This is a genomic window from Hymenobacter monticola (assembly GCF_022811645.1).
GTDB lineage: Bacteria > Bacteroidota > Bacteroidia > Cytophagales > Hymenobacteraceae > Hymenobacter > Hymenobacter monticola.
Genome location: NZ_CP094534.1, coordinates 848,428 through 871,160, shown reverse-complemented (window position 1 = coordinate 871,160; position 22,733 = coordinate 848,428). Strand labels below are relative to the sequence as shown.

General features: G+C 61.3%; 24 protein-coding genes. 10 read left to right on the top strand and 14 right to left on the bottom strand.

The genetic code is table 11. From position 1 onward, the window contains the following. Positions 1–273: 273 nt before the first annotated feature. From MTP16_RS03830 to MTP16_RS03820, 3 genes are all read left to right on the top strand, one after another. A complete protein-coding gene (locus MTP16_RS03830) occupies positions 274–1,761 on the top strand; it encodes a BatD family protein (RefSeq protein WP_243516094.1) in 1,488 nt (495 codons plus the stop codon). A 94-nt stretch (positions 1,762–1,855) separates the two neighbouring features. Next, positions 1,856–2,935 carry a chorismate synthase gene (aroC, locus tag MTP16_RS03825; protein ID WP_243516092.1) on the top strand — a complete coding sequence of 360 codons (1,080 nt, stop codon included), beginning with the start codon at positions 1,856–1,858 and terminating at the stop codon, positions 2,933–2,935. Between the two features lie 179 nt (positions 2,936–3,114). Then, positions 3,115–3,714 (top strand): NifU family protein, encoded by a 600-nt coding sequence (locus MTP16_RS03820; RefSeq protein WP_243516091.1) that lies wholly within the window; start codon positions 3,115–3,117, stop codon positions 3,712–3,714. A 198-nt stretch (positions 3,715–3,912) separates the two neighbouring features. Here MTP16_RS03820 and MTP16_RS03815 read toward each other — a convergent pair whose 3' ends face one another. The 12 genes from MTP16_RS03815 to MTP16_RS03760 form a co-directional block, all read right to left on the bottom strand. Further along, positions 3,913–4,833: a DUF5777 family beta-barrel protein gene (locus tag MTP16_RS03815; RefSeq protein ID WP_243516090.1), complete on the bottom strand. Its 921-nt coding sequence runs from the start codon at positions 4,831–4,833 to the stop codon at positions 3,913–3,915. A gap of 30 nt (positions 4,834–4,863) precedes the next feature. Continuing rightward, a complete protein-coding gene (locus tag MTP16_RS03810) occupies positions 4,864–5,457 on the bottom strand; it encodes a YceI family protein (RefSeq protein WP_243516089.1) in 594 nt (197 codons plus the stop codon). 93 nt (positions 5,458–5,550) lie between these two features. Continuing rightward, the gene (locus MTP16_RS03805) at positions 5,551–5,922 is read right to left on the bottom strand and encodes a c-type cytochrome (protein ID WP_243516088.1); all 372 of its coding nucleotides are present in this window, start codon (positions 5,920–5,922) and stop codon (positions 5,551–5,553) included. A 116-nt stretch (positions 5,923–6,038) separates the two neighbouring features. Beyond that, positions 6,039–6,716 carry an outer membrane beta-barrel protein gene (locus tag MTP16_RS03800; protein WP_243516087.1) on the bottom strand — a complete coding sequence of 226 codons (678 nt, stop codon included), beginning with the start codon at positions 6,714–6,716 and terminating at the stop codon, positions 6,039–6,041. A gap of 889 nt (positions 6,717–7,605) precedes the next feature. Then, positions 7,606–8,220 (bottom strand): RNA polymerase sigma factor, encoded by a 615-nt coding sequence (locus MTP16_RS03795; RefSeq protein ID WP_243516086.1) that lies wholly within the window; start codon positions 8,218–8,220, stop codon positions 7,606–7,608. 252 nt (positions 8,221–8,472) lie between these two features. Further along, on the bottom strand, positions 8,473–11,469 hold the full coding sequence (secDF, locus tag MTP16_RS03790; protein WP_243516085.1) for a protein translocase subunit SecDF: 2,997 nt from the start codon (positions 11,467–11,469) through the stop codon (positions 8,473–8,475). Positions 11,470–11,640: 171 nt separating this feature from the next. After that, positions 11,641–12,006, bottom strand: a complete 366-nt coding sequence (locus tag MTP16_RS03785) for a hypothetical protein (protein ID WP_243516084.1) — start codon at positions 12,004–12,006, stop codon at positions 11,641–11,643. 76 nt (positions 12,007–12,082) lie between these two features. Further along, positions 12,083–12,544, bottom strand: coding sequence for a DUF4268 domain-containing protein (locus MTP16_RS03780; protein ID WP_243516082.1), 462 nt, complete (start codon positions 12,542–12,544; stop codon positions 12,083–12,085). A gap of 99 nt (positions 12,545–12,643) precedes the next feature. Then, positions 12,644–13,015, bottom strand: a complete 372-nt coding sequence (locus MTP16_RS03775) for a hypothetical protein (RefSeq protein WP_243516080.1) — start codon at positions 13,013–13,015, stop codon at positions 12,644–12,646. Positions 13,016–13,261: 246 nt separating this feature from the next. Continuing rightward, the gene (locus MTP16_RS03770; protein WP_243516078.1) at positions 13,262–13,891 is read right to left on the bottom strand and encodes a uridine kinase family protein; all 630 of its coding nucleotides are present in this window, start codon (positions 13,889–13,891) and stop codon (positions 13,262–13,264) included. Positions 13,892–14,086: 195 nt separating this feature from the next. Continuing rightward, positions 14,087–14,680, bottom strand: coding sequence for an RdgB/HAM1 family non-canonical purine NTP pyrophosphatase (rdgB, locus tag MTP16_RS03765; protein ID WP_243516076.1), 594 nt, complete (start codon positions 14,678–14,680; stop codon positions 14,087–14,089). Positions 14,681–14,828: 148 nt separating this feature from the next. Next, positions 14,829–15,281, bottom strand: a complete 453-nt coding sequence (locus tag MTP16_RS03760; protein ID WP_243516075.1) for a hypothetical protein — start codon at positions 15,279–15,281, stop codon at positions 14,829–14,831. 205 nt (positions 15,282–15,486) lie between these two features. Here MTP16_RS03760 and MTP16_RS03755 point away from each other — a divergent pair, with 205 nt between their 5' ends. The 5 genes from MTP16_RS03755 to hemC all read left to right on the top strand — a co-directional run bounded on the left by MTP16_RS03755 (position 15,487) and on the right by hemC (position 19,838). Beyond that, positions 15,487–15,753, top strand: coding sequence for a type B 50S ribosomal protein L31 (locus tag MTP16_RS03755; RefSeq protein ID WP_196285774.1), 267 nt, complete (start codon positions 15,487–15,489; stop codon positions 15,751–15,753). Between the two features lie 178 nt (positions 15,754–15,931). Then, positions 15,932–17,140: a GlmU family protein gene (locus MTP16_RS03750; protein WP_243516073.1), complete on the top strand. Its 1,209-nt coding sequence runs from the start codon at positions 15,932–15,934 to the stop codon at positions 17,138–17,140. 1 nt (position 17,141) lies between these two features. Further along, on the top strand, positions 17,142–17,681 hold the full coding sequence (locus tag MTP16_RS03745; RefSeq protein ID WP_243516071.1) for a hypothetical protein: 540 nt from the start codon (positions 17,142–17,144) through the stop codon (positions 17,679–17,681). Between the two features lie 6 nt (positions 17,682–17,687). Beyond that, a complete protein-coding gene (locus MTP16_RS03740; protein WP_243516070.1) occupies positions 17,688–18,818 on the top strand; it encodes a DNA polymerase III subunit in 1,131 nt (376 codons plus the stop codon). Positions 18,819–18,914: 96 nt separating this feature from the next. Next, positions 18,915–19,838 carry a hydroxymethylbilane synthase gene (gene hemC, locus MTP16_RS03735; protein ID WP_243516069.1) on the top strand — a complete coding sequence of 308 codons (924 nt, stop codon included), beginning with the start codon at positions 18,915–18,917 and terminating at the stop codon, positions 19,836–19,838. A gap of 3 nt (positions 19,839–19,841) precedes the next feature. Here hemC and MTP16_RS03730 read toward each other — a convergent pair whose 3' ends face one another. After that, a complete protein-coding gene (locus tag MTP16_RS03730; protein WP_243516068.1) occupies positions 19,842–20,495 on the bottom strand; it encodes a DUF2238 domain-containing protein in 654 nt (217 codons plus the stop codon). Between the two features lie 126 nt (positions 20,496–20,621). On the opposite strand from MTP16_RS03730, the gene MTP16_RS03725 reads away from it, so the two are divergent. Then, positions 20,622–21,263 (top strand): peptidylprolyl isomerase, encoded by a 642-nt coding sequence (locus MTP16_RS03725; protein WP_243516067.1) that lies wholly within the window; start codon positions 20,622–20,624, stop codon positions 21,261–21,263. A gap of 93 nt (positions 21,264–21,356) precedes the next feature. Then, positions 21,357–22,256, top strand: coding sequence for an SDR family oxidoreductase (locus tag MTP16_RS03720; protein WP_243516066.1), 900 nt, complete (start codon positions 21,357–21,359; stop codon positions 22,254–22,256). Between the two features lie 174 nt (positions 22,257–22,430). On the opposite strand, the gene MTP16_RS03715 is transcribed toward MTP16_RS03720, so the two are convergent. After that, entirely contained in the window at positions 22,431–22,634 is a 204-nt protein-coding gene (locus MTP16_RS03715) for a hypothetical protein (RefSeq protein ID WP_243516065.1), read from the bottom strand. Positions 22,635–22,733: the final 99 nt, after the last annotated feature.

Sequence of the window (22,733 nt, the reverse complement as noted above, 5' to 3'; positions counted from 1 at the left end):
AAACGAAGTGGTCAGAAAAGGCAATAACTATCCGCACGGCCCGGCAAGGGCCATTTTGGGAAACAAATCCGATTTTATTGTTGGGGTTTGTGAGGGCAGATACGGCAGTAGCCGCCGGAAAGGATTCGCCAAGTCGAAATTTTATTTTGCAAATGCCCGCCGGCCGTTGTATATATCCTGATGTGGTTTTGATGAAAATACGGATTCCAGCAATTCAGCCTACTTTTAAGGTGTGCTAACGAGCCGGTGACTATGGGAAGACTTTTTTGGCAAATGGCAGGCCTCTGGTGGCTGCTGGGGCTAAGCACGGCCGTGGCGCAACCCGGCGCCCCCAAGCCGGCCACCAGCCCAGCCCCGGCCGATGTGGAGCTGGTGCCCGGCCCGGCCACCTTGCCCGTCACGGGTGTTTTCACGCTGGGCTTCCGGCTAGGCGGCGGCACGCTGGAGAAGTACTCGGATTTTCCGGAGCTGGACGGCTTTAAAAAGGCCGGCAAGACGCGCACCAACACCGTGCGCACCGTGCAGGGCCGCCGCTTCGTCGACGTCACCATCACGCAGCGCTACGTGCCTTATGGCGAGGGCGACGTCGTTATCAAGCCCTTTCAGCTCACCGTGAATGGCGTGGTGCTGCGCGGCGGCGGCAGCACCGTGCACGTGGGACCGGCCCCGGCGCCCAACCCCGGCACCATCACCAAGCCCGCCAACCCCACCGCTCCCCTGCAAGCCGTGGCCGACCTCGACAAGATGTTCGGCAAGCCCAAGGCGGCGCTGTACCAGGACGTGCCCGACCACGCCTTTTTGGCCGTGGTGGCCGAGCAGCCGCGCGTGTTTGTGGGCGAGGGCGTGCGCGTGGGCCTGTACTTCTACCTTAAGCCCGAAGACCAGGCCCTGCTGGACTTTCACGATTTCAACGACCAGCTGCCGCCGTTGCTGCACGAGTTGCACCAGCCCACCGCCTGGCAGGAGCCCGGCCCCGAAGCCAGCGTGACGCCCGACACCGTGCGCCACCAGGGCCAGCGCTACCTGCGCTTCCGGCTGGCCGAAAACATCTATTATCCGCTCACGACCCAGCCCCTCCGCTTCCCGCCCCTGGCCCTGACCATGGTGAAATTCAAGGTGCTGAAAAAGCCCGAGCCGGGCCAGGACAACCGCCTGGCCGGCTACAAAACCTACTACGCGCCGGGCGCGCAGGTGCAGGTGCAGGCCCTGCCGGAGGCAGACCAGCGCGGGGCCGTGCCCGTGGGCAATTTTCGAATGCGGGAAGCCGCCAGCCGCACCCGGTTTCGGGTGGGCGAGTCGTTCACCTACATTTTTGGCGTAGAAGGAAGCGGCAACCTGGCGGCCGTGCTGGCGCCCTCGTGGCCGGCTTGGCCGGGCCTGGAAGTGTTTGGCCCCGAAGTGAAAGAACAGCCCACGCCGGGCGGCGGGCGCAAGCTGTTTCGCTACCGGCTGGTGGCGCGGCGCCCCGGTGTGCTGCCGCTCGACAGCCTCATCCGCCTGGTGGTGTTCAACCCCGCCACGGCCCGCTACGACACCCTGCGGCCCCAGTTGCGCCCGAATGTGGAGGGCGTTGCAGCCACTCCCACGGCCTTGCCCAAGCCCGAGGACGACCCCTTCTACGGCCCCGCCCTGGCCAATGCCGACGACACCCTGCAGTCGGTGGACGTGTACCGCGACGTGCGCCACTACGCCGACTGGCTGCTCATCGGCCTGGCGGGGCTGGCGGGCTTCGGCTGGTGGCGGGCCGGGCGGCGGGCGTAAGTTTGGTGCTTGGTTGTTGGTGCCTGGTGCTTGGTTTCTCCCGCACGAGAGCCAGCAACCAAACACTAGGCCCCAACAACCAAGCACCAAAACCATGTCCAATACTTTCGGCTCCCTCTTTCGCATCACCACGTTTGGCGAGTCGCACGGGGCGGGCATTGGCGTTGTCATTGATGGCTGCCCGGCCGGGGTGGCCGTCGATGCCGCCCGGATTCAGGCGGCGCTCGACCGGCGCCGGCCGGGGCAGTCCGACCTCACCACGCCGCGCAAGGAAGCTGACACCGTGCACATTCAGTCGGGCCTGTTTGAGGGGCTCACCACCGGCACGCCCATCAGCCTGTTCATCCCCAACGCCGACCAACGTTCCGACGACTACTCGCACATTGCCCACGCCTACCGCGCCAGCCACGCCGACTACACTTACGACGTGAAATACGGCCGGCGCGACTACCGCGGCGGCGGCCGCAGTTCGGCCCGCGAAACCGCCGCTCGTGTGGCCGCCGGTGCCGTGGCCATGCAGCTGCTGGCGCATTTCGGGGTTGAGATTGTGGCCTACGTGTCGGCCGTGGGCGAGGTAGAAGTGCCGCTGGACTACCAGGAGCTGGATTTAAGCTTAATTGACAGCAACCCTGTGCGCTGCCCGCACCCCGAAACAGCCGCCCGCATGGAAGCCCGCATCCGCGAAGCGCAGGCCGCGCGCGACACCGTGGGCGGCGTGATTACGGGCGTGGCCCGGCGCGTGCCCGCCGGGCTGGGCGAGCCCGTGTTCGACAAGCTGCCGGCCGTGCTGGGCCACGCTTTGCTGAGCATTAATGCGGTGAAAGGGTTTGAGTTTGGCTCCGGCTTTGCGGGCACCAAGCTGCCCGGCTCGGTGCACAACGACGAGTTTTACACCGACGAAACCGGTGCCGTGCGCACCCGCACCAACCACAGCGGCGGCAGCCAGGGCGGCATCAGCAATGGGCAGGACATTTATTTCCGGGTAGCCTTCAAGCCCGTGGCCACCCTGTTGCAGCCCCAGCAAACCATCAACGACCAGGGCGAAGCGGTGACGCTGGTGGGCCGTGGCCGGCACGATGCCTGCGTGCTGCCCCGCGCCGTGCCCATCGTGGAAGCCATGACGCAGCTGGTGCTGGCCGACTTGCTGCTGCGCGCACGGGCGAACAAGCTGTAGCGCGGACTCGGCGAGTCCGCGCATTACGGGCGGGGAGGACGTTCGACCAAGCGCGGACTCGCAGCGTCCACGCTACAAATCAATGTACCTACATTTGCAACCTCTCGTGCCCCATTGCGGTTGTATCTTTGCCGTTGCAAGCGCGTCAAGCTTTCTCCTTGATTTAAAGCCTCCCAGCCATGTCTGTTTCCATTTATGCCGAAGCCTCTCCCAACCCGGAGAGCATGAAATTTGTCCTCAACCAGAACCTGCTGGCCGATGGCGTGAGCGTGGATTATCCCACCCTCGAAGCCGCCGCCAATTCGCCGCTGGCGCAGGAGTTGTTCAATTTTGATTACGTGGGCCGCATTTTCATCGCCCAGAACTTCGTGACCGTGACCAAAACGCAGCCTGACCTGGGCTGGACGCAGCTCATCCCCGAGTTGCGCCAGTTCCTGAAGGGTTACGTGGAAGCCGGTGGCCCCATCTTCACCGTGGACCCCGCCGCTGAGCAGAAAGCCGCCCAGGCCGCCACGGCCGGCGACCCCACCCAGCAGGACGGTCAGATTGCCCAGAAAGTCATCGACCTGCTCGACAACTACGTGCGCCCCGCCGTGGAGCAGGATGGTGGCAACATCACCTTCAAAAGCTACCACGAAGGCATCGTGACCGTGAACCTGCAAGGCTCGTGCTCCGGCTGCCCCTCGGCCACCGTCACGCTGAAGTCGGGCATCGAAAATCTGCTCAAGCGCATGGTGCCCGAAGTGCAAAGCGTAGTGGCCGAAGGCGTGCTGGTGTAATTCGTTGCGCGTCGTTCCCCATTGCGAGCGTAGCGAAGCAATCCGTCCTGTCAAACCCAGACACTTCCTTTTACCAGAAAGCCCCGGCACTGCGCAGTGCCGGGGCTTTTTAGTTACTTGACTTAGTTGCAAAAGGACGCTTGTCGCGTTAAGAGGACGGATTGCTTCGGCTACGCCTCGCAATGACAGACGGGTGCCTTACAGCTGCGACTTGATGGTGAAATTGCGGGCCACGGTGAAGCCGAAGTAGATGTCGCCTTTGAAGAAGTTGCCTTCAGTTTGGGGCACGAAGAATTTTTCAATCATGCCTCTGGAATTGGTAACGTGCAGCTGGAAGACGTGGCCGCCGGTTTCGATGTCGACACCCAGGCCGAGGGCATTGTGGAAGTTATCGGCCACGTAGCCGGGCAGCGTGTAAAAGTAGTCGGCGGTGAAGGCCACGCGTTTGGTCAGCTTCTGGCGCAGGCCGGCCCCGATGGCGTACACGTCGTTTTGCATGCCGGCCAGCGCCACGTAGTTGCGGTGAATAAGCGTGGGCATGAGCTGCACCGACAGGTTGGAGTTGAATTTGCGGGCGATGAGCACCTGATAGGCGTAGTCGAGCCGCGAGGCGGTGCTGCGCGTTTCGACGTTGGCAAGCTGGTTGAATTTGAGCGTGGTGATGGCCGACGACGCAAACAGCGTGACCGAAACCGGCATGGCGTGCGCGCCGGTGCTCTGGCGCAGGGCCCGGTATTTCAGGAAGCCGTCGAAGGTTTTTTCCTGCGAGCTGCGCCCCACGCCCACGGCCAGCCGGTCGCTCAGTCCGTACTCGAAGCTGAGGCGCAGCTCGGCGTTATCAAGGCCGAAAAATTCGTAAGCGCCGCTGTTGAGCGTGCCGAAGCGGTGCTGAATGAGAAAAGCCAGCGTGCCGCGGCCCGGTGTCTCCACCGATTGGGCGTTGATGATGTGCGTGCCCTTGAACGTAGCGGCCACTGTTTCCTGCTGGGTCGAATCGGTGGTTTGCTTTTCGAGGTCGCGCAGCAAGTCGGTTTGGGCGCGGGCGGGGGTGGCCAGCGCGAGCAGGCCTGCCAGCAGCAGGCCCGGGAAGCAATAATTGGCGTAAAAATGACGGCGCATAAAAAAAAGGGGATAGGCAGGAGAGTTGAATTAGTGGGCCGGCGTAGCAGCGCCCACGGCGCCGCCACTCACGGGGGCGCAGGTGAGGGCCACGCGCACGGTCACGATTTTGGCGATGTTGTTGCGCACAAGCAGCGGAATTTCAATGTTGTAGTCGGCCGTTGCCACCGGAAACGTAGCCGCTGCCAGCACCTGGCCACTTTTCAGCTCCACGCTGGCGGGCACCTGCACGCGGTGCGTCACGCCGTGCAGGGTCAGGTCGCCCTCCACCTGCACGTTGTGTGGCCCCGCGGTGGCCAGCGCGGCAGCATCAAAGCTCACGAAGCGGCCTGAAAAGGTGGCTTTCGGAAATTTATCCGATTCCATGTAGTTCTCATTGAAGTGCTCCTGCATGAGCGTGCGCTTGAATACGAAGGCTTTGATGGGAACCGAAAAAGCCAGCTGGCCGCCCGCAAAATCGAGAACGGCGGCAACCTGCTGGTTCTGGGCTTCAATGTCCTCGATGGGACTGGCCGAAAAAAACGACACCCGCCCCGTCTTGGTCATGAACTTGCCTTGCGCGTGGGCGTGGCTCAGGGCCGTGAGCGAGAAAAACGCAAGCAGCAGAAAGAAAGGGCGTTTCATAGCGAAGAAAGTATTCGGAGTGAAGTGGCAGCTAGCAAGACTGTTACTGTTCGTAATTCCTGCTGCTTACTCTTGATTTCAACCCCGGATTAGTTAGTTGTTGGGCTTGCCGGCCGCTATCCATTTTTCAATGCGCTGGATGTCGCATTCCGAAAGCTTTTCGCGGTTCTGCGGCATGGGGTCGGCGTTGGGGGCGTGCCGGATGCTGCCGATGATTTTGGCGGGCGAGAAATAGCGGTTGATGGCCGCGTAGTCGCCGAAGTTGTTGCCGCCGCCCTTGGTCGAATAGTCGGCGGTGCTGTGGCACTCGCGGCAGTGCGCATCGAAAATGGGCGAGATGACGGCGCTGTAGGTCACGTTTTCGCTGGGCACGTCGCAAGCCGGCGCGGGGTCGCCGTGCGAGTAGGTGCACCCGGCCGCGAGGCCCAGCGCCAGGAGTGAAACGCCCGCTAACGCGAGCCGCACTTGGGCAGAAAAGGAGTAGTGGACGGACATACCGAATGGCATCAAAAAGAAGGAAAAGAAACGCCGCTTGGCGGCAGAAACCCGAAAGCTACGACACGTTGGGGGCCCTCACGCGCTTAAAACCCATATTTCACGCCCAGAAAAACGCCGGCGCTGGTAAGTTTCACTTTGCCGGCACCCACACCGCCCAGCGGCAGCTTGAAGTAAGGCTCGGCCTGCAGGCGCCAGTGGCGGCCCAGGCTGCGCTCGTAGCCAGCCGACAGGTTGAGGACGCTGAACAGGTGCTGGTTGGCGTTGACCAGCCCCGGCAGTTCCCACAGCTTGTAGTCGCCGCCTTCCAGGTAGTCGTAGCTGTAGTTTTCGCGGTGCATGAAGAAGGACGACAGGCCGGCCGAGCCGAACCAGCGGGCGTTATTCCGTACCACGGCATCGTAGCGCAGGTTCAGGGGCACGTCGAGCACGGTACACTTGCCTTCTACCCAGGAGAAGCTGCGGGTCTGGGCCCGGGGATAGTTCGTCCAGTCATAGTCTTCGCGGCGGGCGTAGTACTCCTTGTTGGCACGCAGCAAGCCGGTGCTCACGCGCAGCCGGTTGGTGAAGCGGTATTCCAGGGTCAGCCCCAGATTGAGCAGCGGTTTTTCTACGCCGACAAACTTCACGGTGCTTACGTCGGGCGCACCCACCAGGCCAATGAAAAAGCGCGGTTCCGTCTCCACAGCCGCAGGCTTGGTTTCGACTGTTGCCACCAATGCCAGCGGAGTGGGCAGCGCCGAGGTGGAAGAGGCCAGGGGCACCGGCCTGGCCGTCAATTCGGCATTGTCCGCAGCGGCCGGGACGCTTTCATTGGTGCCCGCCGGTGCATCTGTGGGTGCAGTAGCTGCCAAGGTGGCTGCCTCGAGCGCTGCAAGGCGGTCGCCCTGTTGCTTCAGCTGAGCCTTATGGCGAGTGCGACTGTTAGCAGCCAAGGCATTATCCTGGTCATCAGAAGCAGCTGCTACTGTGGTAGCCCAAGGTCTCAACTGCTTAGACCCAGCCGAAACCTTGCTCCGACGAGTACGCTGCTCCGGCTTTTCTGCGAGCCGGTTGCCCTTGCGCAGGTCGGCAGAAGCCAAGGCGCCCACCAAAGGCACAGGGCTGGTTCGCGTTTCCACCCTGCGGCGCTCAGGAGTTGAATGAAGCTGGGGTGTTGCTCCTAACACGGCCAGCGAATGTCTGGCATGTGCTGGCGACAGGTGTTGGCTGCCGGGAGTAGCAGCCCGTGCGGGTGCCAGAGTCGATTCAGATTGTGCAGTAGCAGCCGAAGCACCAGCTTCGTTAGCGGCAATGGGTTCAGCAGTTGAAATACCTGATGCGCCTGCGGTGGCGCCCGGCTGCGCCAATGCCTTGGGCCGGGCCGTAGTGGCAACCGAAAGCTGCTGATTTTGGGAGCGAGTTGCGCCGGAAACCAATACCGGGGAGGTCGCAGAAGCAGCCGATTTCGCCGGTTTCCACAGCACCCAGCCCAAGCCGACCAGTGCCACAACCAGTACCTCAATCGCAAAAAGCCGCCACATTTTCCGGCGCACGGTGCGCGCCACCACCTCTTTGTCCAGCTGCGTCTCCAGGCGCAGCCAGGCATCCAGCGGGAAGGGCGCAGGCTCCGGCTCCGGCGGGTTGAGCCGTTGAAAGGCCTTGTCAATATCGTTATCCGACCACATAGCGGGGCATTGAAATAGTAGCGTGTTGGGCCAGTAGCGTGCGCAAATGGGCGCGGGCCTTGAATAGGTTGGACTTGGACGTGCCCACCGAGATGCGCAGCTGCTCGGCGATTTCCTCGTGGCCAAACCCGTCAATTACCGCCAGGTTGAACACGGCGCGGTAGGCCGGCGGCAGGCGCTGCACCAGGGCCAGCAGCTCGTCGTAGCTCAGCGCGTCGAGGGGCGTGGCGCTCTGGTCGGCCTGGTTCAGGGTCACGTCGTCGAGCTCCTGCTGGTGCTGGTGGCGCTCGTTGGCGCGATAGTGGTCGATGGCCGTGTGAATCATAATGCGCTTGAGCCAGCCCCGGAACGAGCCCAGCACATCCTCGGGGTGGCGCGCCGCGTCGAAGCGGTACAGGTCACGGAATACTTTTAGAAAGCCGTCGTTGGCTGCCTCCAGGGCCTGGTCACGGTCGCGGGCGTAGCGCAGGCAAATGCTCATCGCAAAGCCGTGGAACTGCCCGTAGAGGCGGCGCTGCGCCACCCGGTCATGCCGCTGGCAGGCTGCCAGCAGCTCGGGCAGCGTGGGGGGAGCAGATTTAGGTGAGGAGAGGTGCAGCATGGGCGCGGCCGTTGGCGAGACTTCACTAGACCACTCGGAAGATAAGCAAAATCGGTTGCCTGTGCCTGAACCGCAGATTCAGCCGATTTAACGGATTTCGCAGATTCAAACGATTGGAGCAGCTATGAGCTAGTAGTTTAGCTACTGTGGGAGGAAGGCAAAACAAAAGAGGCCGCCCAGTGGGCGGCCTCTTTTGCTGCTGGAAATCACATCTGTGAAATCCGTTAAATCCGCTGAATCTGCGGTTCAGACCTAGACGTTGGCCTGGCTCAGCTTGGGCGTGCCAGCATCTACACCGTTGATGTCTTCACCAGCGGCCTTGCGCTCCCGCTCTTCTTTCTTGCCATAGGTATCGAGGATAATCGGCGTGGCAATGAACAGCGACGAATACGTGCCGAAGATGATGCCGATAATCATGGCGAAGGAAAACGAGCGGAGGGTTTCGCCGCCGAACACGTACATCACAAACACCACCAGGAACACCGTGGTGAACGTAATCATGGTGCGCGAAAAGGTCGAGTTCAAAGCCGGATTCACCACTTGGGCGAAAGTCAGCTTGGGGTTCTCGCGCAGGTACTCGCGGATACGGTCGTAGATAACCACCGTGTCGTTCATCGAGAAGCCGATAACCGTGAGCAGGGCAGCCACGAAAATCTGGTCCATCTCGTAGTTCAGGCCGAATAAGCGGGCAATGGGGAAGGCCGCAATCACGAGCAGGGCGTCGTGGAACAGGGCCACCACGGCGGCCATCGAGTACTGCCACTTCTCGAAGCGGAACAGCACATACACGAAGATGCCCAGCAGGGTGAGGCCCAGCGAGAGCACCGAGGTGCGCTTGATGTCGTCGGCGATGGTAGCGCCCACTTTCGAGGTCGACTTGATAACCGGGGCGTCGGCGCTGTAGCCGGCCAAGCCCTTGTTGAGGGCGGCTACTACCTTTTGGTCGGCGGCTACGCTCTCGTCTTCGGCCAGGTAGCCGGTGGTGATGCGCAGGCGGTCGGGGGCACCGTACTGCTTCACTTCGAGGCCAGCGCCTTCAAACACGGGGCGGATTTTGTCGGCCACGTCCGAGGCGACCATCGTTTTGTTGAAGTCCACCACGTAAGCGCGGCCGCCTTTGAAGTCCACGCCCAGGTTGGGGCCGCCCTGCACGGCCATCAGCACGAAGCCGGCCACGATAAAGAGCGTCGAGAAAGTGTAAGCCAGCTTGCGCTTGCCCACAATGTCGAAGTTGAGGTTTTTGAAGAGGTTGCGCGACAGGGCCGTGCTGAAGGTCATCGGGTGGTTCTCGTTGCCTTTCACCATCCATTCGATGATGAGGCGCGACACGAACACAGCCGACAGGAACGAGGTGAGCACACCAATGCCGAGCGTGACGGCAAAGCTTTGCACCGGGCCCGTGCCAAAGAAGCCGAGAATCACGGCAATCAGCATGGTGGTTACGTTCGAGTCAAAAATGGCCGAGAAGGCGCGCGAGTAGCCTTTGTTGATGGCGTCGGTGAGGCTGAGCCCGTGGTCGAGTTCTTCCCGAATCCGTTCGAAAATCAGTACGTTGGCATCCACCGAGGTGCCCATCACCAGAATCAGACCGGCGATGCCGGGCAGTGTGAGGGCAGTGCCGAACTGGGCCAACACGCCCAGAATCAGGAAGATGTTAAAAAGCAGGGCGATATCGGCCACAATACCGGCACGGCCGTAGTAGAAGGCCATAAACAGCATGATAATCACCACACCGGCCAGCGACGAGTACAGGCCCTGGTTGATGGCTTCCTGACCGAGCGAGGGACCTACCACGGCTTCTTCCACGATGCGCGTAGGAGCGGGCAGCTTGCCGGCCTTCAGACTGTTGGCCATGTCCTGGGTTTCCTCAATCTGGAAGTCGCCCGTGATGCTGGTGCCGCCGCCCGTGATTTCGTTTTGCACCACCGGCGCCGAGATGACGTAGTCGTCGAGTACCATGGCCACTTGCTTGCCAATGTTGGCACCGGTCATCTTGGCCCACTTGCGCGAGCCTGCGGGGGTCATGTTCATCAGCACTTCGGGCTGGCCAGCTTGGCCGATGTCGGCGCGGGCGTCGTTCACGGCTTCGCCGCTCAGCATGGGCACACCGTCGCGGGTTTTACGCACCGGAATCAACTCCAGGTACTCCTGCTTGTCAATGGTCTTGGGCTTGTTGAGCCAGGTCAGGGCCAGGGTGGGGGGCAAGGTGGCTTTGGCCTCGGGCGAGCGCAGGATTTTGTTCATGGCCGAGGTGTCGCGCAGGTTCACGCCCAGGCGGCCGGGCATGGTGAAAAGCTTGGCTAATACGCCGGGCTTGTTGGCTGCGGCCGAGTCCGCAGCAGGGTTTTTGCCGGTTTTGCTTTGCTTGGCGAGTTGGGCTTCCAGGGTGGTGGAGTCGCCGGCAGCGGCGGTGGTAGCAGTAGAGTCAGTGGTAGCGGTAGCTACAGCAGGAGCGGCCGTGGCGGCCGTCTGCTTGGCTTGCAGCTGCTTGTCGAGGGCTACTAGGTAGGGGCCGATTTCGTTCTGGTTCCATACTTCCCAGAACTCCAGCTTGGCCTGGCCTTGCAGCAGCTTGCGCACGCGGTCGGGGTTATCTACGCCGGGCAGCTCAATCTGGAGGCGGCCGGTGCCCTTCACGCGCTGAATGCTGGGCTGGTTCACGCCGAATTTGTCGACGCGGGTGCGCAAGATGTTGAACGAGCGGTCGATGGCTTCGTCCACTTCCTTGTCAATGGCGCCAATCACCTTCTCGTTCGAGGAGTTGATGTCAATGTTGCGGCTCTTGTTGGTGGTGTTGGCGAAGATGGTAGCCAGGGGCTTGCCGCCCGAGTTTTGCTGCCAAGCCTGGGCAAACAGCGCCGTGAACGGCGTGGTGGCATTGGTCTTCTGGGCTTCCTGAGCTTGCTCAATCGACTTGTTGAAGGCCGCATCTTTGCTGTTGCCGCTCATGGCGCGCACAATTTCCACCGGCGATACTTCCAGCGTCACGTGCATGCCGCCTTTCAGGTCGAGGCCGAGGCCGAGCTCGCTCTGGCGCACCTCGCGGTAGGTGAATGGCCCGAACACGGGCGCCCGCCACACCGAATCGAGGTAGTGCTGGCGCTGCCCTTCGTCGAGCTTGCCGTTGCGCGTGGCATAAGCCACGGCCTTCTGCTGCACCCCGCGCGAGACGTAGGTGAAAAACAGGAAGTACGCGCACAACGCCGTGACGACGAGGGTGAGCGCGATAATTAATCCTTTGTTACGCATTAGTTAGGAAGGTTGAGTTTTGAATGTTGAGGGTTGAATTCCTGCCGATGACAGCGCGGAATTAGCAAATCGAAAAGAGGGGAGAAGTGGGAAAGGGTTGAATGCTGCCCAAGTCTTCCGCCGGGCGGCGAAAGCTCATTCAACAGTCAACCCTCAAAACTCAACACTTCACTAGGGGGCCTGCGGCGACAGCGCCACGGCCAATAGCCGCGCCCGAAACACCTCGCCCGCCCGAATGCCGGCCCGCAGGCGCGGCACGGCCAGCCGCTGGCGCAGCGTGGGCAGCCAGGTGCTCGCAGTGGCCGGGAGCGGCAACCAGGCCGTGCCCAACGGCGCCACAAAATGCTTCAGCGAAGCCGTGGCTTCGAGCATTACTTTTTGTTTCACCACCGTGGCGCGCGTAAACCGCGCTTCTCCCTTGCCCACAGGGCGCAGCACACTCACGGCGCGCTGGTTCAAACCCAGCACCAGCAGCACCGTGGCGGCGAGCAGGGCAAAGCGGAGCGAGAACCAAAAACGGGAAAGCAGAGCCAGCATGGGTATGTACGGGGTCTGCAAAGATACCCATTTCAAGGCAATGCAGACAAGGGCTTCTTTGCAGGCCGCGGGCCAACTATTTCAGCGCCTCAAACGTGTACTGCGCATCGGCCCAGAAGGCATCAAGGGCGATGATGCGGGGTTTAAAAAATGAAATCAGCTTCGGCCAGTCGTCGCGGTTGAAGATATTGACGGGGCTCAGTTCCTGGTAAATGCAGCTCAGCGGCAAGCCCTGGGCATCGATGGAATCGGCTTCCCAAACCCAGGTTTCGCCCAGGGTTTCGTGCAGCAGCGTGCGCAACTCCAGAAACTGCTCCCAGAACAGCTCCCGAATACCCACGTCGGGGTGGTTGAGCTCGATGGCGATTTTGGCGCGCCGGTTGTCAGCCTGCATCCGAAAATACAGGTGCTTAATGCCCGTCTTGTAGTTAATCCAGTTGGTGGTGTCGCCCTCGGCCGAAGGAATGGGCGCCATGTATTGACCAAAAGTGGTCCAGAAGGCTTGGCGCAGTTGGGTAGCTTCTGCTTTGCTGTACATTTTTGCGGTAGGAGGGTATGGGGGCAGGAGGGTAAGAGTCGAATAAAGATGGGTCAAACTCCTGCCCTCCTGCCTTCATTACCCTCCTGCCCTACAATACTATAGTGGGGTGGCCCACCAGCCGGCTTCGTTGCTTTGGATAGCCACCCCGCCCGCGTTGTGGTAGTACTCCTGCACGCACTCTTTAAAGCCCGGGTTGTTGGTGCTAGCAAAGCACACGGCGTGGTCGGCGGTGGGCAGCGGGCCGGTGTGCACGGCAAACACGCTGCCGCGCTCGGCCTTGGTGATAATGAGGTAGGTCGTGTCGTTGAGCTTGCTCAGGTTGGCGTCGAAAGCCTGGCTGTAAGCGTTGTCGGGCGTCACCTCCACGCGGTAGGCCGAGTTGGTGGCCGGGTGCTGCATGATGCCCGCCTGGCCATTCTTATCGCAGCTGGTCAGCCCCAGCAGGCCGGCCGAAGCGGCTGTGAGCACAGCCCATTGAGAAAAGAGTAAACGTGCACGTTTCATAAGTGGCAAAGCAAAATGGATTATATGGACCAGGTGGCAATCAGGCTACCTGCGGCTGTTGGAAGTGCCGCGCTGGCCGCAATTGCAGGTCCAAGATAATCTATTTTAACTTCCATTTTATGAAGTGTTCTAAAAAATGTGCGCCCAACGCAAGTTGACCCGGCGTTCAAACGGCCTTAAAAGCAGCCGTATTGATGCTCGCGGCAGCGCTTATCGCTGCGCGGCGGCCACCTTGCCCTGCAGGAATCCCACCAACACCTCCAGCCCCTTTTCGAAGTGGCGGTTGTTGGGAATCACAATATCGGCGTAGTGCTTGTAGGGCGCAATGAACTGCTCGTAGGTGGGCGCCACGTGGTGGGTGTAGCGGTAGAGCACGTCGGCCAGGTCGTAGCCGCGCTCGTCGCGGTCGCGGATGATGCGGCGGTGCAGCTTTACGTGCTCCTGGGCATCGATGTACACCTTGAGGTCGAGCAGCTTGGCGATTTCCTCGAAGTGAAACACGAAAATACCCTCCACCACTACGATAGGCGCCGGCCGAAACACCAGCTCCTTGGGCGTCACGGCCGCGTTGTTGAAGGTGTATTCTTTGCGGCGCACCTCGTGCCCTTGGCTGATGCGCAACACGTCGTCGGCGTAGGCCGCGGCGTCGATGCTGGCGGGCAGGTCGAAGTTCTCGACGCCCTGGTCGTCGCGCAACTGCTTTTCGCGCGGGTGGTAGTAATTATCCTGCGAGATGAGGCAAATCTGCTCTTCGGGAAACGAAGCCAGAAGCCGGCGCAGAAACGTGGTTTTACCAGAAGCGCTGCCGCCGGTGATGCCAATTAGATACGGGGTGTGCATAGCAGGCAAAGGTAACGCTTCGCTCAATTAGGAATGAAGAATGGGAAGTGGAGAATTAGCAGCGCCCCTGTTAAATCGGCTGTCATCCTGAGCACAGCGAAGGACCTTCTCACGTCGGAATAGCCAAGCAATGAAATGTGAAAAGGTCCTTCGCTACGCTTAGGATGACAGAATTTTCCTCATTTTTTCAGCCGCTTACTCCGCCTGCAAAAAAGCCAGCAGCCCGGCCACGGCCCGCGCCCGGTGGCTGATGCGGTTTTTCTCAGTGCCACTCATCTCCGCAAACGTGCGGCCGTCGCCCTCCGCGGGCACAAACACCGGGTCGTAGCCGAAGCCGCCTTCGCCGCGTCCTTCCGCTATGATGGAGCCCAGCACTTCGCCCGCAAACTCGTGCGTGCTGCCATCGGCGCGGGCCAGGGCCACCACCGTACGGAAGCGGGCCGAGCGGTCAGGCGCGCCTTGCAGCTCGTGCAGGAGCTTGGCTACGTTGTCTTCTGACCGGCGCTGAGGACCAGCGTAGCGGGCCGAGTACACGCCGGGCGCACATCCCAGGGCCGTCACCTCCAGCCCCGTGTCGTCGGCGAAGCAATCCACGCCATAGTGCTGAAGTACATACTCGGCCTTTTGGCGGGCGTTGCCTTCCAGCGTGTCCTGGGTTTCGGGCAGTTCCTCGTGGCAGCCGATGTCGGCCAGGCTCAGCAGGGTGAGGCCGGCGGGCAGCAGCGGCCGAATTTCATCGAGCTTGTGGGCGTTGTTAGAGGCAAAGCAAAGTTGAGTGGGGGCGGGCATGAGGCGAGCGAAATTGTCAACTACAAAAGAACGTCACGCCGAGCGCAGCCGAGGCATCTCGCTTGGGGGAATAAATCCTGGCGATAGGATTACTACGGCACGCGAGATGCCTCGGCTGCGCTCGGCATGACGTTCTGATTAGTGGTTCCTACCGGAACATCGACTTGATGGTGCCCCAGGAGCGTTGCACGGAACTGGGGGTGCCGGCCAGCACGGTGAGGAAGCTCTGGTCGCCGCCGGGGCCGTGAATGGTGAGGCGGTAGGTAACGGGGCCACCGCCCAGGGCCGGCGTGGGGGCGCCGCCGGTGGCGGTGCGAAACACGTTGGCGTCGTAATAAGTATAGCGGCGCTGGCCGTTGGGCGTCACGCTGGTGAGGGCGGAGAAGCTGGTCTCGGCCGAGGTTTTGCGGGCCAGGTCGAAGCTCGTCACGTCGGTCTCGGTGTTCACCTCCCAGTCGATGCGGACCCGGGCGCTGTCGTAGGCGGCGGTGAACAGGCTGAGCGAGGCAGCCACGGCGGCTACGGCGCTTCCCAGCACCAGCAGCAGCGCTGCCAGGCCAAAACGGCGGAACGTACGGCGGACGGGTAGGGGATGCATCACGCGCGGGAAAGCGGCCCCGAGTGTGGGCCGGATTCAAATGTACAAACCTTTTCAGAAAATCAACCTATTCTTATAGTGAGTCCAAACGAGCCAGTCCAACGAGAAAATCTTGGGGCTGGCGTTGGGAATTTCCGAGCTAAGCTGTACTTTTGCAGTCCCTTCCGCAAAATCGGCAGGGTTTAACCGGTAAAACCGACCTCTCGATATGAAAAAGGACACCCACCCCGAGTACCAGGAAGTCGTATTCCAGGACTCTTCTTCGGACTTTAAGTTCATCACCCGCTCCACGATGAAGCCGACCGACACCATCGTGATGGAAGACGGCAAGACGTACCCGCTGGTGAAAATCGAAGTAAGCTCCGCTTCGCACCCCTTCTACACGGGCAAAAACATGTTCATCGACACGGCCGGCCGCGTGGAGAAATTCCGCAGCCGCTACGCCAAGAAAGAGCAAACCAGCACCAACAAGTAATTGCTGTTAGCTGCTCGTTGTCAGCTGTTAGGCCGACGATAAAATAATCAAAAGCTCCTGGTGGCCTCGCTGCTGGGAGCTTTTCTTTTGGGGAAACCCGAACTTTGCGTTCAGTGCGGCGGGCGTCTGGCCTTGCGCACGCCTGCCCACCCACAACGACCAACTGACCCCTAAGCAGATGCACGTTCTCCTGTTCGACGACCCGGCCATTCGGCCGCACTTGCTGCCTTTCACCTTCACGCGGCCGGTGGCGGCGCTGCGCTGCGGCATCCTCACGCTGGCCGAGAAATGGCAGCACCGGCTGGGCGTGGCCGGCGTGGGCTACCTCACGCAGCCGTATTTGCAGGCCAAGTTCCCGGCCGGCGAGGTGAGCGGGCCGGCCCTCATCATCAACGGCGCCGTATGCCCCGACGACCTGCTGACCCGGCAGGTGCAGGCCCTGCAGCCCGGCCAGGCCCTCTACAGCGACGAGCTGCTGGTGGCCGCCCACGTGGCCGACGCCTCGCTGGTGGCCGAACTCATTCAGGACGGCATTCCCGAAACCAAGCAGGTGGCCGAGCCCGTGACGGTGATTGACCGGCCCTGGCAGCTGTTTCTGCGCAACGGCGTGGAAATTCGCCGCGACTTCGCGCTGCTCACCAAAGGCCGCACCTCGCAGCCGGTCGGCGACGCGCACACCATTGTGTACGGGGCCGAAAACATCTTCATCGAAGAGGGGGTGAAAATCCGGGCCGCCATTCTCAACGCCGAGGACGGCCCCATTTACCTGGGCAAGAACTCGCAGGTACACGAGGGCGCCATTATCAAAGGCCCGCTGGCCTTGTGCGAAGGCTCGCACATCAACGCCGGCGCCAAAATGCGCGGCGACAACACCGTGGGCCCGTTCTCAAAGGTGGGCGGCGAAGTGGGCAACAGCATTGTGCTGGGCTACAGCAATAAAGGCCACGACGGCTACCTCGGCAACTCCGTCATCGGCGAGTGGTGCAACCTGGGGGCCGACACCAACACGTCGAACCTGAAGAATAACTACGCGCCGGTCAAAATCTGGAGCCACACCGCCAAGCGCTTCGTGGATACCGGCCAAACGTTCTGCGGCCTGATGATGGGCGACCACAGCAAGGCCGGCATCAACACCATGTTCAACACCGGCACGGTGGTGGGCGTGGGGGCCAACATTTTCGGGGCCGGCTTCCCGCGCACCTTCATCCCGAGCTTCAGTTGGGGCGGCGCGGCGGGCTTCGAAACTTTCAAGCTGCCCAAGGCCAACGAAGTGGCCGAGCGCGTGATGGCCCGCCGCAGCCTGCCGTACGATGCAGTGGAGCAAGCAATTATGAAGGCCGTGTTTGAAGCGACGGAAGAGGACCGGGTTTGGGAAAAGGCGAAGTAAGATGAAGCCCTACCGCGTCGAATACGTGCAGCTGGCTGGTTGGGAAACCAACGAGGTAGGCCTGTGGGTAGCTGAAAACGACGACTGGCTGCTGCTACGCCACATCCCCGCCGATTACGCAGTGGATGGCTATGTATTGTTGGTCAAGGAACACATCGTGTCCCGCAAGCCGCACCGTGACCGAAAGCAAGTTGAGCAGGTCCTGAAGCTAAAAGGCATCCAGCCAGAACTGCCGCCGCATTTTGCCTTTCTGGAATTGGTGGAGATGATGCGCTGGGTGGAGCAGCGCTATGGTCTGGTTGAATTCGCGCATGAGGAAGAAAGCTCATTTTTTGGCTGGATAGCACAAGTTGATGCTGTACACCTTTGGATTGACTTTCTCACCCCCAAAGGCATTCGGGATGTGCACCAAGAAGACGATAAACCGTTTCTGCTTTCCGAAATACAGGTAATAAAATTCGATACGGACTACTTCAATTCCATCAAGATGCTCTGGCAGCACAAGTCGCGTCAGAAACTTTTGAAACCAAGCGACAATTAATTAGCTGTGCTGTTCCAAGACATTCCCAATCAGTCTGCCGTCAAAGACCTGCTGCGCCAGTCCGTGGCGCGGCAGCACGTGGCGCACGCGCAGCTTTTCCGGGGGCAGGAGGGCGGCGCGGCGCTGGCGTTGGCGCTGGCTTACGCGCAGTTTCTGAACTGCGAGGAGCGCGCCCCCGATGCCGCCGACAGTTGCGGCCACTGCCCGGCCTGCACCAAAATGGCCAAGCTGGCCCACCCCGACCTAAATTTCATCATGCCCGTGACCACCACCAAAACGGTGAGCAAGGACGCGGTGAGCAGCAAGTTCATGGCCGAGTGGCGCAGCTTCGTGCTCGACAACCCCTACCAAGGCCTCAACGACTGGATGCAGCACATCGGGGCCGAAAACAAGCAGGGCAACATCTCGAAGGACGAAGCCGTGCAGATTCTGAAGCTGGTGAGCCTGAAGGCCTTCGAAGCACGCTTCAAAATCGTCATCATCTGGCTGCCCGAGCTCATGCACCCCGCCGCGGCCAACGCCGTGCTCAAGCTGCTGGAGGAGCCGCCGCCCGCTACCATCTTTTTGCTCGTCAGCCACGCGCCCGAGCAGCTGCTGCCCACCATCATCAGCCGGGTGCAGCCGGTGGTGGTGCGCCCCTTTTCGGAAGACGACATCACCGATTTTCTGCACGCGGCCTACCAGGTGCCCGAAGCCAAGGCCCGCCAGGTGGCGCAGCTGGCCGAGGGCAGCCTGGGGGCGGCCATCGCCAGCCGCGACGCCAACGCCGACCACGACTACTTCGAGTTCTTCGCGAAGTGGATGCGCCAGTGCTTCAGCCAAAAAGCCGCTGATATTCTCAAGCAAAGCGACGAGTTTCAGAAGCTGGGCCGTGAAAACCAGAAGGAGCTGCTGAGCTACTCGCTGGGCCTGCTGCGCAAGGTGCTGCTGTTCGGCATCGACCCGAAATTTGTGCCGCACCTGGCCAGCGGCGAACAGCAATTTGTGACCGGCTTTGCCAAATTCGTGACCCCGCGCAACGCCGATTTATTAACCAAAGAACTCACCGACGCCCATTACCACATCGAGCGCAACGCCAACGCCAAAATGGTGTTCGTGGACAGCTCGCTGCGGCTGGGCGGGTTCCTTAAGGTTTGAGTGTTGACTGTTGAGGGTCGAATGAGGCGTAGTGCCCCGTTCCACTTCTCGCGCGAATTACTCAAAACTCAACCCTCAAAATTCAACCCTTCCAGAATGACCATCCGCCTCGCTACCCGCGCCAGCCGCCTCGCCCTGTGGCAAACCGAACACGTGGCCGCCCTGCTGCAAGCGGCCGGTTTCGAAACCGAAATTGTGCCCATGCAAACCACCGGCGACGCCGTGCAGGACCGCAGCCTGGCCAAAATCGGCTCCAAGGGCGTGTTTACCGAAGAACTGGAAAACAGCCTCTTGCGCGGCGAAACTCACCTGGCCGTGCACTCAGCAAAGGATGTGCAAAGCAGCATTCCGCGCGAGTTGGAGCTGCTGGCTTTTCTGGAGCGCGAGCAGGTGAACGACGTAGTGCTGAGCTTTAACGAGCAATTTTCTCTTGACAAGCCCGGCATTGTGCTGGGCACCAGCAGCACCCGCCGCAAGGCCCAGCTGCGCCGCTTCTACCCGCACGCCGAAACCGCCGAAGCCCGCGGCAACCTCCAAACCCGCCTGCGCAAGCTCGAAGAAGGCCAGTTCGACGCCTTGGTGCTGGCCTATGCCGGCGTGCATCGCATGGGCTACGAGCACTTGGTGCGCCACACGCTGCCGGCCACACAGTTTGTGCCTGCCACCGGCCAGGGCAGCATCGCCGTGGAGTGCGCCGCCGACCTCGACGCCGACCTGAAAGCCCGCCTCAAAGCCGCCCTCGACCACCCCGCCACCCACACCTGCCTGCTGGCCGAGCGTGCCTTCCTGCATACCATGGAGGGCGGCTGCAGCATCCCGTCCTTCGCGCTGGCCACGCTGGACGGCGGCCGCCTGCGCCTGCACGGCGGCCTCATTAGCCTGAGCGGCGAGGAGTACGTGGAGGAAATCCAAACTGCCGAGCCTGCCGAAGCCATTGCCTTGGGGGTATCCGTGGCCGATTCCGTGCTCGGCCGCGGCGGCCGCGAAATCCTGGCCAGCATCCGCGAGCACCGGGGCTAGCGGCTACTTGCCCGGTGTGGCGGGCCCGCGGCCGACCAGCGCGTAGAGCAGCAGGGCCACCACGGCGCCGCTGGTATCGGCCAGCATGTCCTTTTGCGCGTCCCAGATGTCGCCTTGGCTGCCCAGAAAAGCCGCCCCAGCCGAGCCCCCGGCCTGCACGGCGTATATCCACTCGATGATTTCGTAGGCCATAGCCACCGTAGCAATGGCGAACAGCGGAAACAGGTATGAAACCACCCGGTTGCGAATGATGCCGCGCCGGTCGGTCAGCTCAATAATGGCATAAGCGTAGAAGCCCACCGAAAAGTGTGCCACCCGGTCGTACATGTTGCGCTCGAAGCCGAACAGGTCGTTGAACCAGGCAAACGGCACTTTCTCAAAAGTGTAGTAGCCGCCAATGGTATGCATGAACAGCAGCACGCTCATCAGGGCATAGGCCAGATTGGAGAACCGCACGCCACGCGCGTAGAGCACCGTCAGCGTGGCGGCAATAGCCACAATGGGCAGGTTCTCGGCCACCCAGGTGCCGCGCTCGGCGGGGTTGATGGCGCACACGGCAAACAGCAGCACGTAAGCCGCCAGCAGCAGCTTGGGAAACCAGTGGCCGGGCACGGCCGCTGGCCGGGTGAGGGTGGAAACAGCAGGAGAGGGAAGCATCGGTATAATGGAATGAATGCCGCCTTACGCACCCACCGCCCCGCGCGTTGGCCAGCGGCGGGCCCGAATGATGGGCCAGCGCCGGGCGCGCGTATTTTTGTAGCTCATCTGCTTCCTTTCATGCCCATGAATCAGAAATTTCACCGCGCCCTTTTCAGCCTGCTGGCCCTGCTGTGCTTCGCCGGTTCCGCCGCTGCCAAACCTGACAAGCCGAAAAAAGGCGGCAAAGACGAAGTCGTCACCATCACCACGCCGCAGGGCGTCATCCGCGTCATCCTCTTCGACGACACGCCCCAGCACAAGGCGAACTTTTTGAAGAAGGCGCAGAGCGGCTTTTACAACGGCACCACCTTCCACCGCGTCATCGACAACTTCATGATTCAGGGCGGCGACGCCAACTCCAAGGACGCCGACCCCAGCAACGACGGCCTCGGCCAACCTAATGAACCCAGCATCCCGGCCGAGTTGGTGGGCCACCAGCACAACTACGGCGCCCTGGCCGCGGCCCGCATGGGCGGCCCGGCGGGCACGCCCAGCAGCGGCAGCCAGTTCTACTTAGTTGAAAACCACGACGGCACCCACTTCCTCGATGGCCAATACACCGTTTTCGGCCAGGCGATTCAGGGGCTCGATGTCATCGACAAGATTGCCAAGCTGCCCAAAGACCCGCGCGACCGGCCCCTGGCCGACTCCAAAATGACCATGAAAGTGGAGAAGCTCAAGCGCAAAAAAATCACCAAGCTCTACGGCTATTCGTTTAACAATTAGCATCTACCATTTAACAGGCGTGTGATGCTGGTTGCGGCAGCAAGGGCCGGGCCATTGCTGCCTGATTGTTGAATGATACATGTTAATTGGTAAATGAAAATCCTCATCACCGGTTCCAACGGCTTGCTGGGGCAGAAGCTGGTAGCGCTGTTGCAGCCTAAGCCCGACGTAACGCTGGTGGCCACGTCGCGCGGTGCCAACAAGCTGGCGGCCTTGCATCCGGACCTGCGCTTTGTGCCGCTCGACGTGGCCGATGCCGCCCAGGTGCGCCGGGTGCTGGCGCACGAACGGCCCACCCACGTCATTCACACCGCGGCGATGACGAACGTGGACGAATGCGAGCTAAACCGCACCGCCTGCTGGGAGCAGAACGTGACGGCTGTGGCGCATTTGGTAGAAGTTTGCGCGGCGCTCGACATCCACCTCACTCACCTGAGCACCGATTTCATTTTCAGCGGCGACGCGGGCCCCCTCGACGAAGAAGCCGTTCCCGCCCCCGTCAATTTTTACGGCGAAAGCAAAGTTGCCGCCGAGCAGCTGGTGCGGGCCAGCGCCGGCCGTTGGGCCATTGCCCGCACCGTGCTGGTGTACGGCGTGGCGCACGAGTACGGCCGCACCAACATTGTGCTGTGGGTGCGCGACTCGCTCCGCGCCGGCAAACCAATTAAAGTGGTGGCCGACCAGTGGCGCACGCCCACCCTGGCCGAGGACCTGGCCGAAGGCTGCTGGCTGCTGGCCCGGCATTCGGCTCAGGGCATCTACCACCTCAGCGGCGACGACCTGCTCACGCCCCACGCCATGGCCTTGCAAGTGGCCGATTTCTTCGGCCTCGACAAAGCACTGATTGAGCGCGTCGATGCCAGCACGTTTTCGCAGCCGGCCCGCCGCCCGGCCCGCACCGGCTTCCGCATCGATAAGGCCCGCCGCGACTTAGGCTACGCGCCCCATTCCTTCGCCGAAGGCATCAACATCGTGAGTCGACAGTGTGAATAGGGCAAAAAAAACCCGCCGGGGTAGACGGCGGGTTAAAGCTCGGCGGGGGTAGCCTGCGAGCGGTAGATTAAGGATATTAGGGATGGGTAGAATATTATACCAAATGCGAAAGCTGGAATAAGTGGCTGGTAGTAAACTGGATGTGCTGCTATCGGCTAAAGCGGAAAGGAAGAATCAGGATTGCGGCCATACCCCTACCAGCAGGCCACCCACCAGCACCGCCGTGCGGCCCAGCAAGGCGGCTTCGCCCAAGGCACGGGGCACAACCATGCCGTCGGGCGTAACAAAATCGACACCCACCGAAACGGAGCCGGCAGGCCGAGCAGCCGCTTTGGGGCGGCGTGGAGCACTTAAGGAGGGGTAAATGAGAAGGTACATGCTGAGAAGGGTAGAAAAGCGAAGGGAACATTTGCTTTGGGTTTAATTAATCGGCCCAAAAGCAATACAATGTTACAGCTTCATTTTACCCCGAAAAAG

Excerpts from the sequence above, each read along its gene's own strand:
- MTP16_RS03830 (WP_243516094.1), top strand. The coding sequence starts at position 274 with ATGGCAGGCCTCTGGTGGCTGCTGGGGCTAAGCACGGCCGTGGCGCAA.
- aroC (WP_243516092.1), top strand. The coding sequence starts at position 1,856 with ATGTCCAATACTTTCGGCTCCCTCTTTCGCATCACCACGTTTGGCGAG.
- MTP16_RS03820 (WP_243516091.1), top strand. The coding sequence starts at position 3,115 with ATGTCTGTTTCCATTTATGCCGAAGCCTCTCCCAACCCGGAGAGCATG.
- MTP16_RS03815 (WP_243516090.1), bottom strand. The coding sequence starts at position 4,833 with ATGCGCCGTCATTTTTACGCCAATTATTGCTTCCCGGGCCTGCTGCTG.
- MTP16_RS03810 (WP_243516089.1), bottom strand. The coding sequence starts at position 5,457 with ATGAAACGCCCTTTCTTTCTGCTGCTTGCGTTTTTCTCGCTCACGGCC.
- MTP16_RS03795 (WP_243516086.1), bottom strand. The coding sequence starts at position 8,220 with ATGCTGCACCTCTCCTCACCTAAATCTGCTCCCCCCACGCTGCCCGAG.
- secDF (WP_243516085.1), bottom strand. The coding sequence starts at position 11,469 with ATGCGTAACAAAGGATTAATTATCGCGCTCACCCTCGTCGTCACGGCG.
- MTP16_RS03785 (WP_243516084.1), bottom strand. The coding sequence starts at position 12,006 with ATGCTGGCTCTGCTTTCCCGTTTTTGGTTCTCGCTCCGCTTTGCCCTG.
- MTP16_RS03780 (WP_243516082.1), bottom strand. The coding sequence starts at position 12,544 with ATGTACAGCAAAGCAGAAGCTACCCAACTGCGCCAAGCCTTCTGGACC.
- MTP16_RS03770 (WP_243516078.1), bottom strand. The coding sequence starts at position 13,891 with ATGCACACCCCGTATCTAATTGGCATCACCGGCGGCAGCGCTTCTGGT.
- rdgB (WP_243516076.1), bottom strand. The coding sequence starts at position 14,680 with ATGCCCGCCCCCACTCAACTTTGCTTTGCCTCTAACAACGCCCACAAG.
- MTP16_RS03755 (WP_196285774.1), top strand. The coding sequence starts at position 15,487 with ATGAAAAAGGACACCCACCCCGAGTACCAGGAAGTCGTATTCCAGGAC.
- MTP16_RS03750 (WP_243516073.1), top strand. The coding sequence starts at position 15,932 with ATGCACGTTCTCCTGTTCGACGACCCGGCCATTCGGCCGCACTTGCTG.
- MTP16_RS03745 (WP_243516071.1), top strand. The coding sequence starts at position 17,142 with ATGAAGCCCTACCGCGTCGAATACGTGCAGCTGGCTGGTTGGGAAACC.
- hemC (WP_243516069.1), top strand. The coding sequence starts at position 18,915 with ATGACCATCCGCCTCGCTACCCGCGCCAGCCGCCTCGCCCTGTGGCAA.
- MTP16_RS03730 (WP_243516068.1), bottom strand. The coding sequence starts at position 20,495 with ATGCTTCCCTCTCCTGCTGTTTCCACCCTCACCCGGCCAGCGGCCGTG.
- MTP16_RS03725 (WP_243516067.1), top strand. The coding sequence starts at position 20,622 with ATGAATCAGAAATTTCACCGCGCCCTTTTCAGCCTGCTGGCCCTGCTG.
- MTP16_RS03720 (WP_243516066.1), top strand. The coding sequence starts at position 21,357 with ATGAAAATCCTCATCACCGGTTCCAACGGCTTGCTGGGGCAGAAGCTG.
- MTP16_RS03715 (WP_243516065.1), bottom strand. The coding sequence starts at position 22,634 with ATGTACCTTCTCATTTACCCCTCCTTAAGTGCTCCACGCCGCCCCAAA.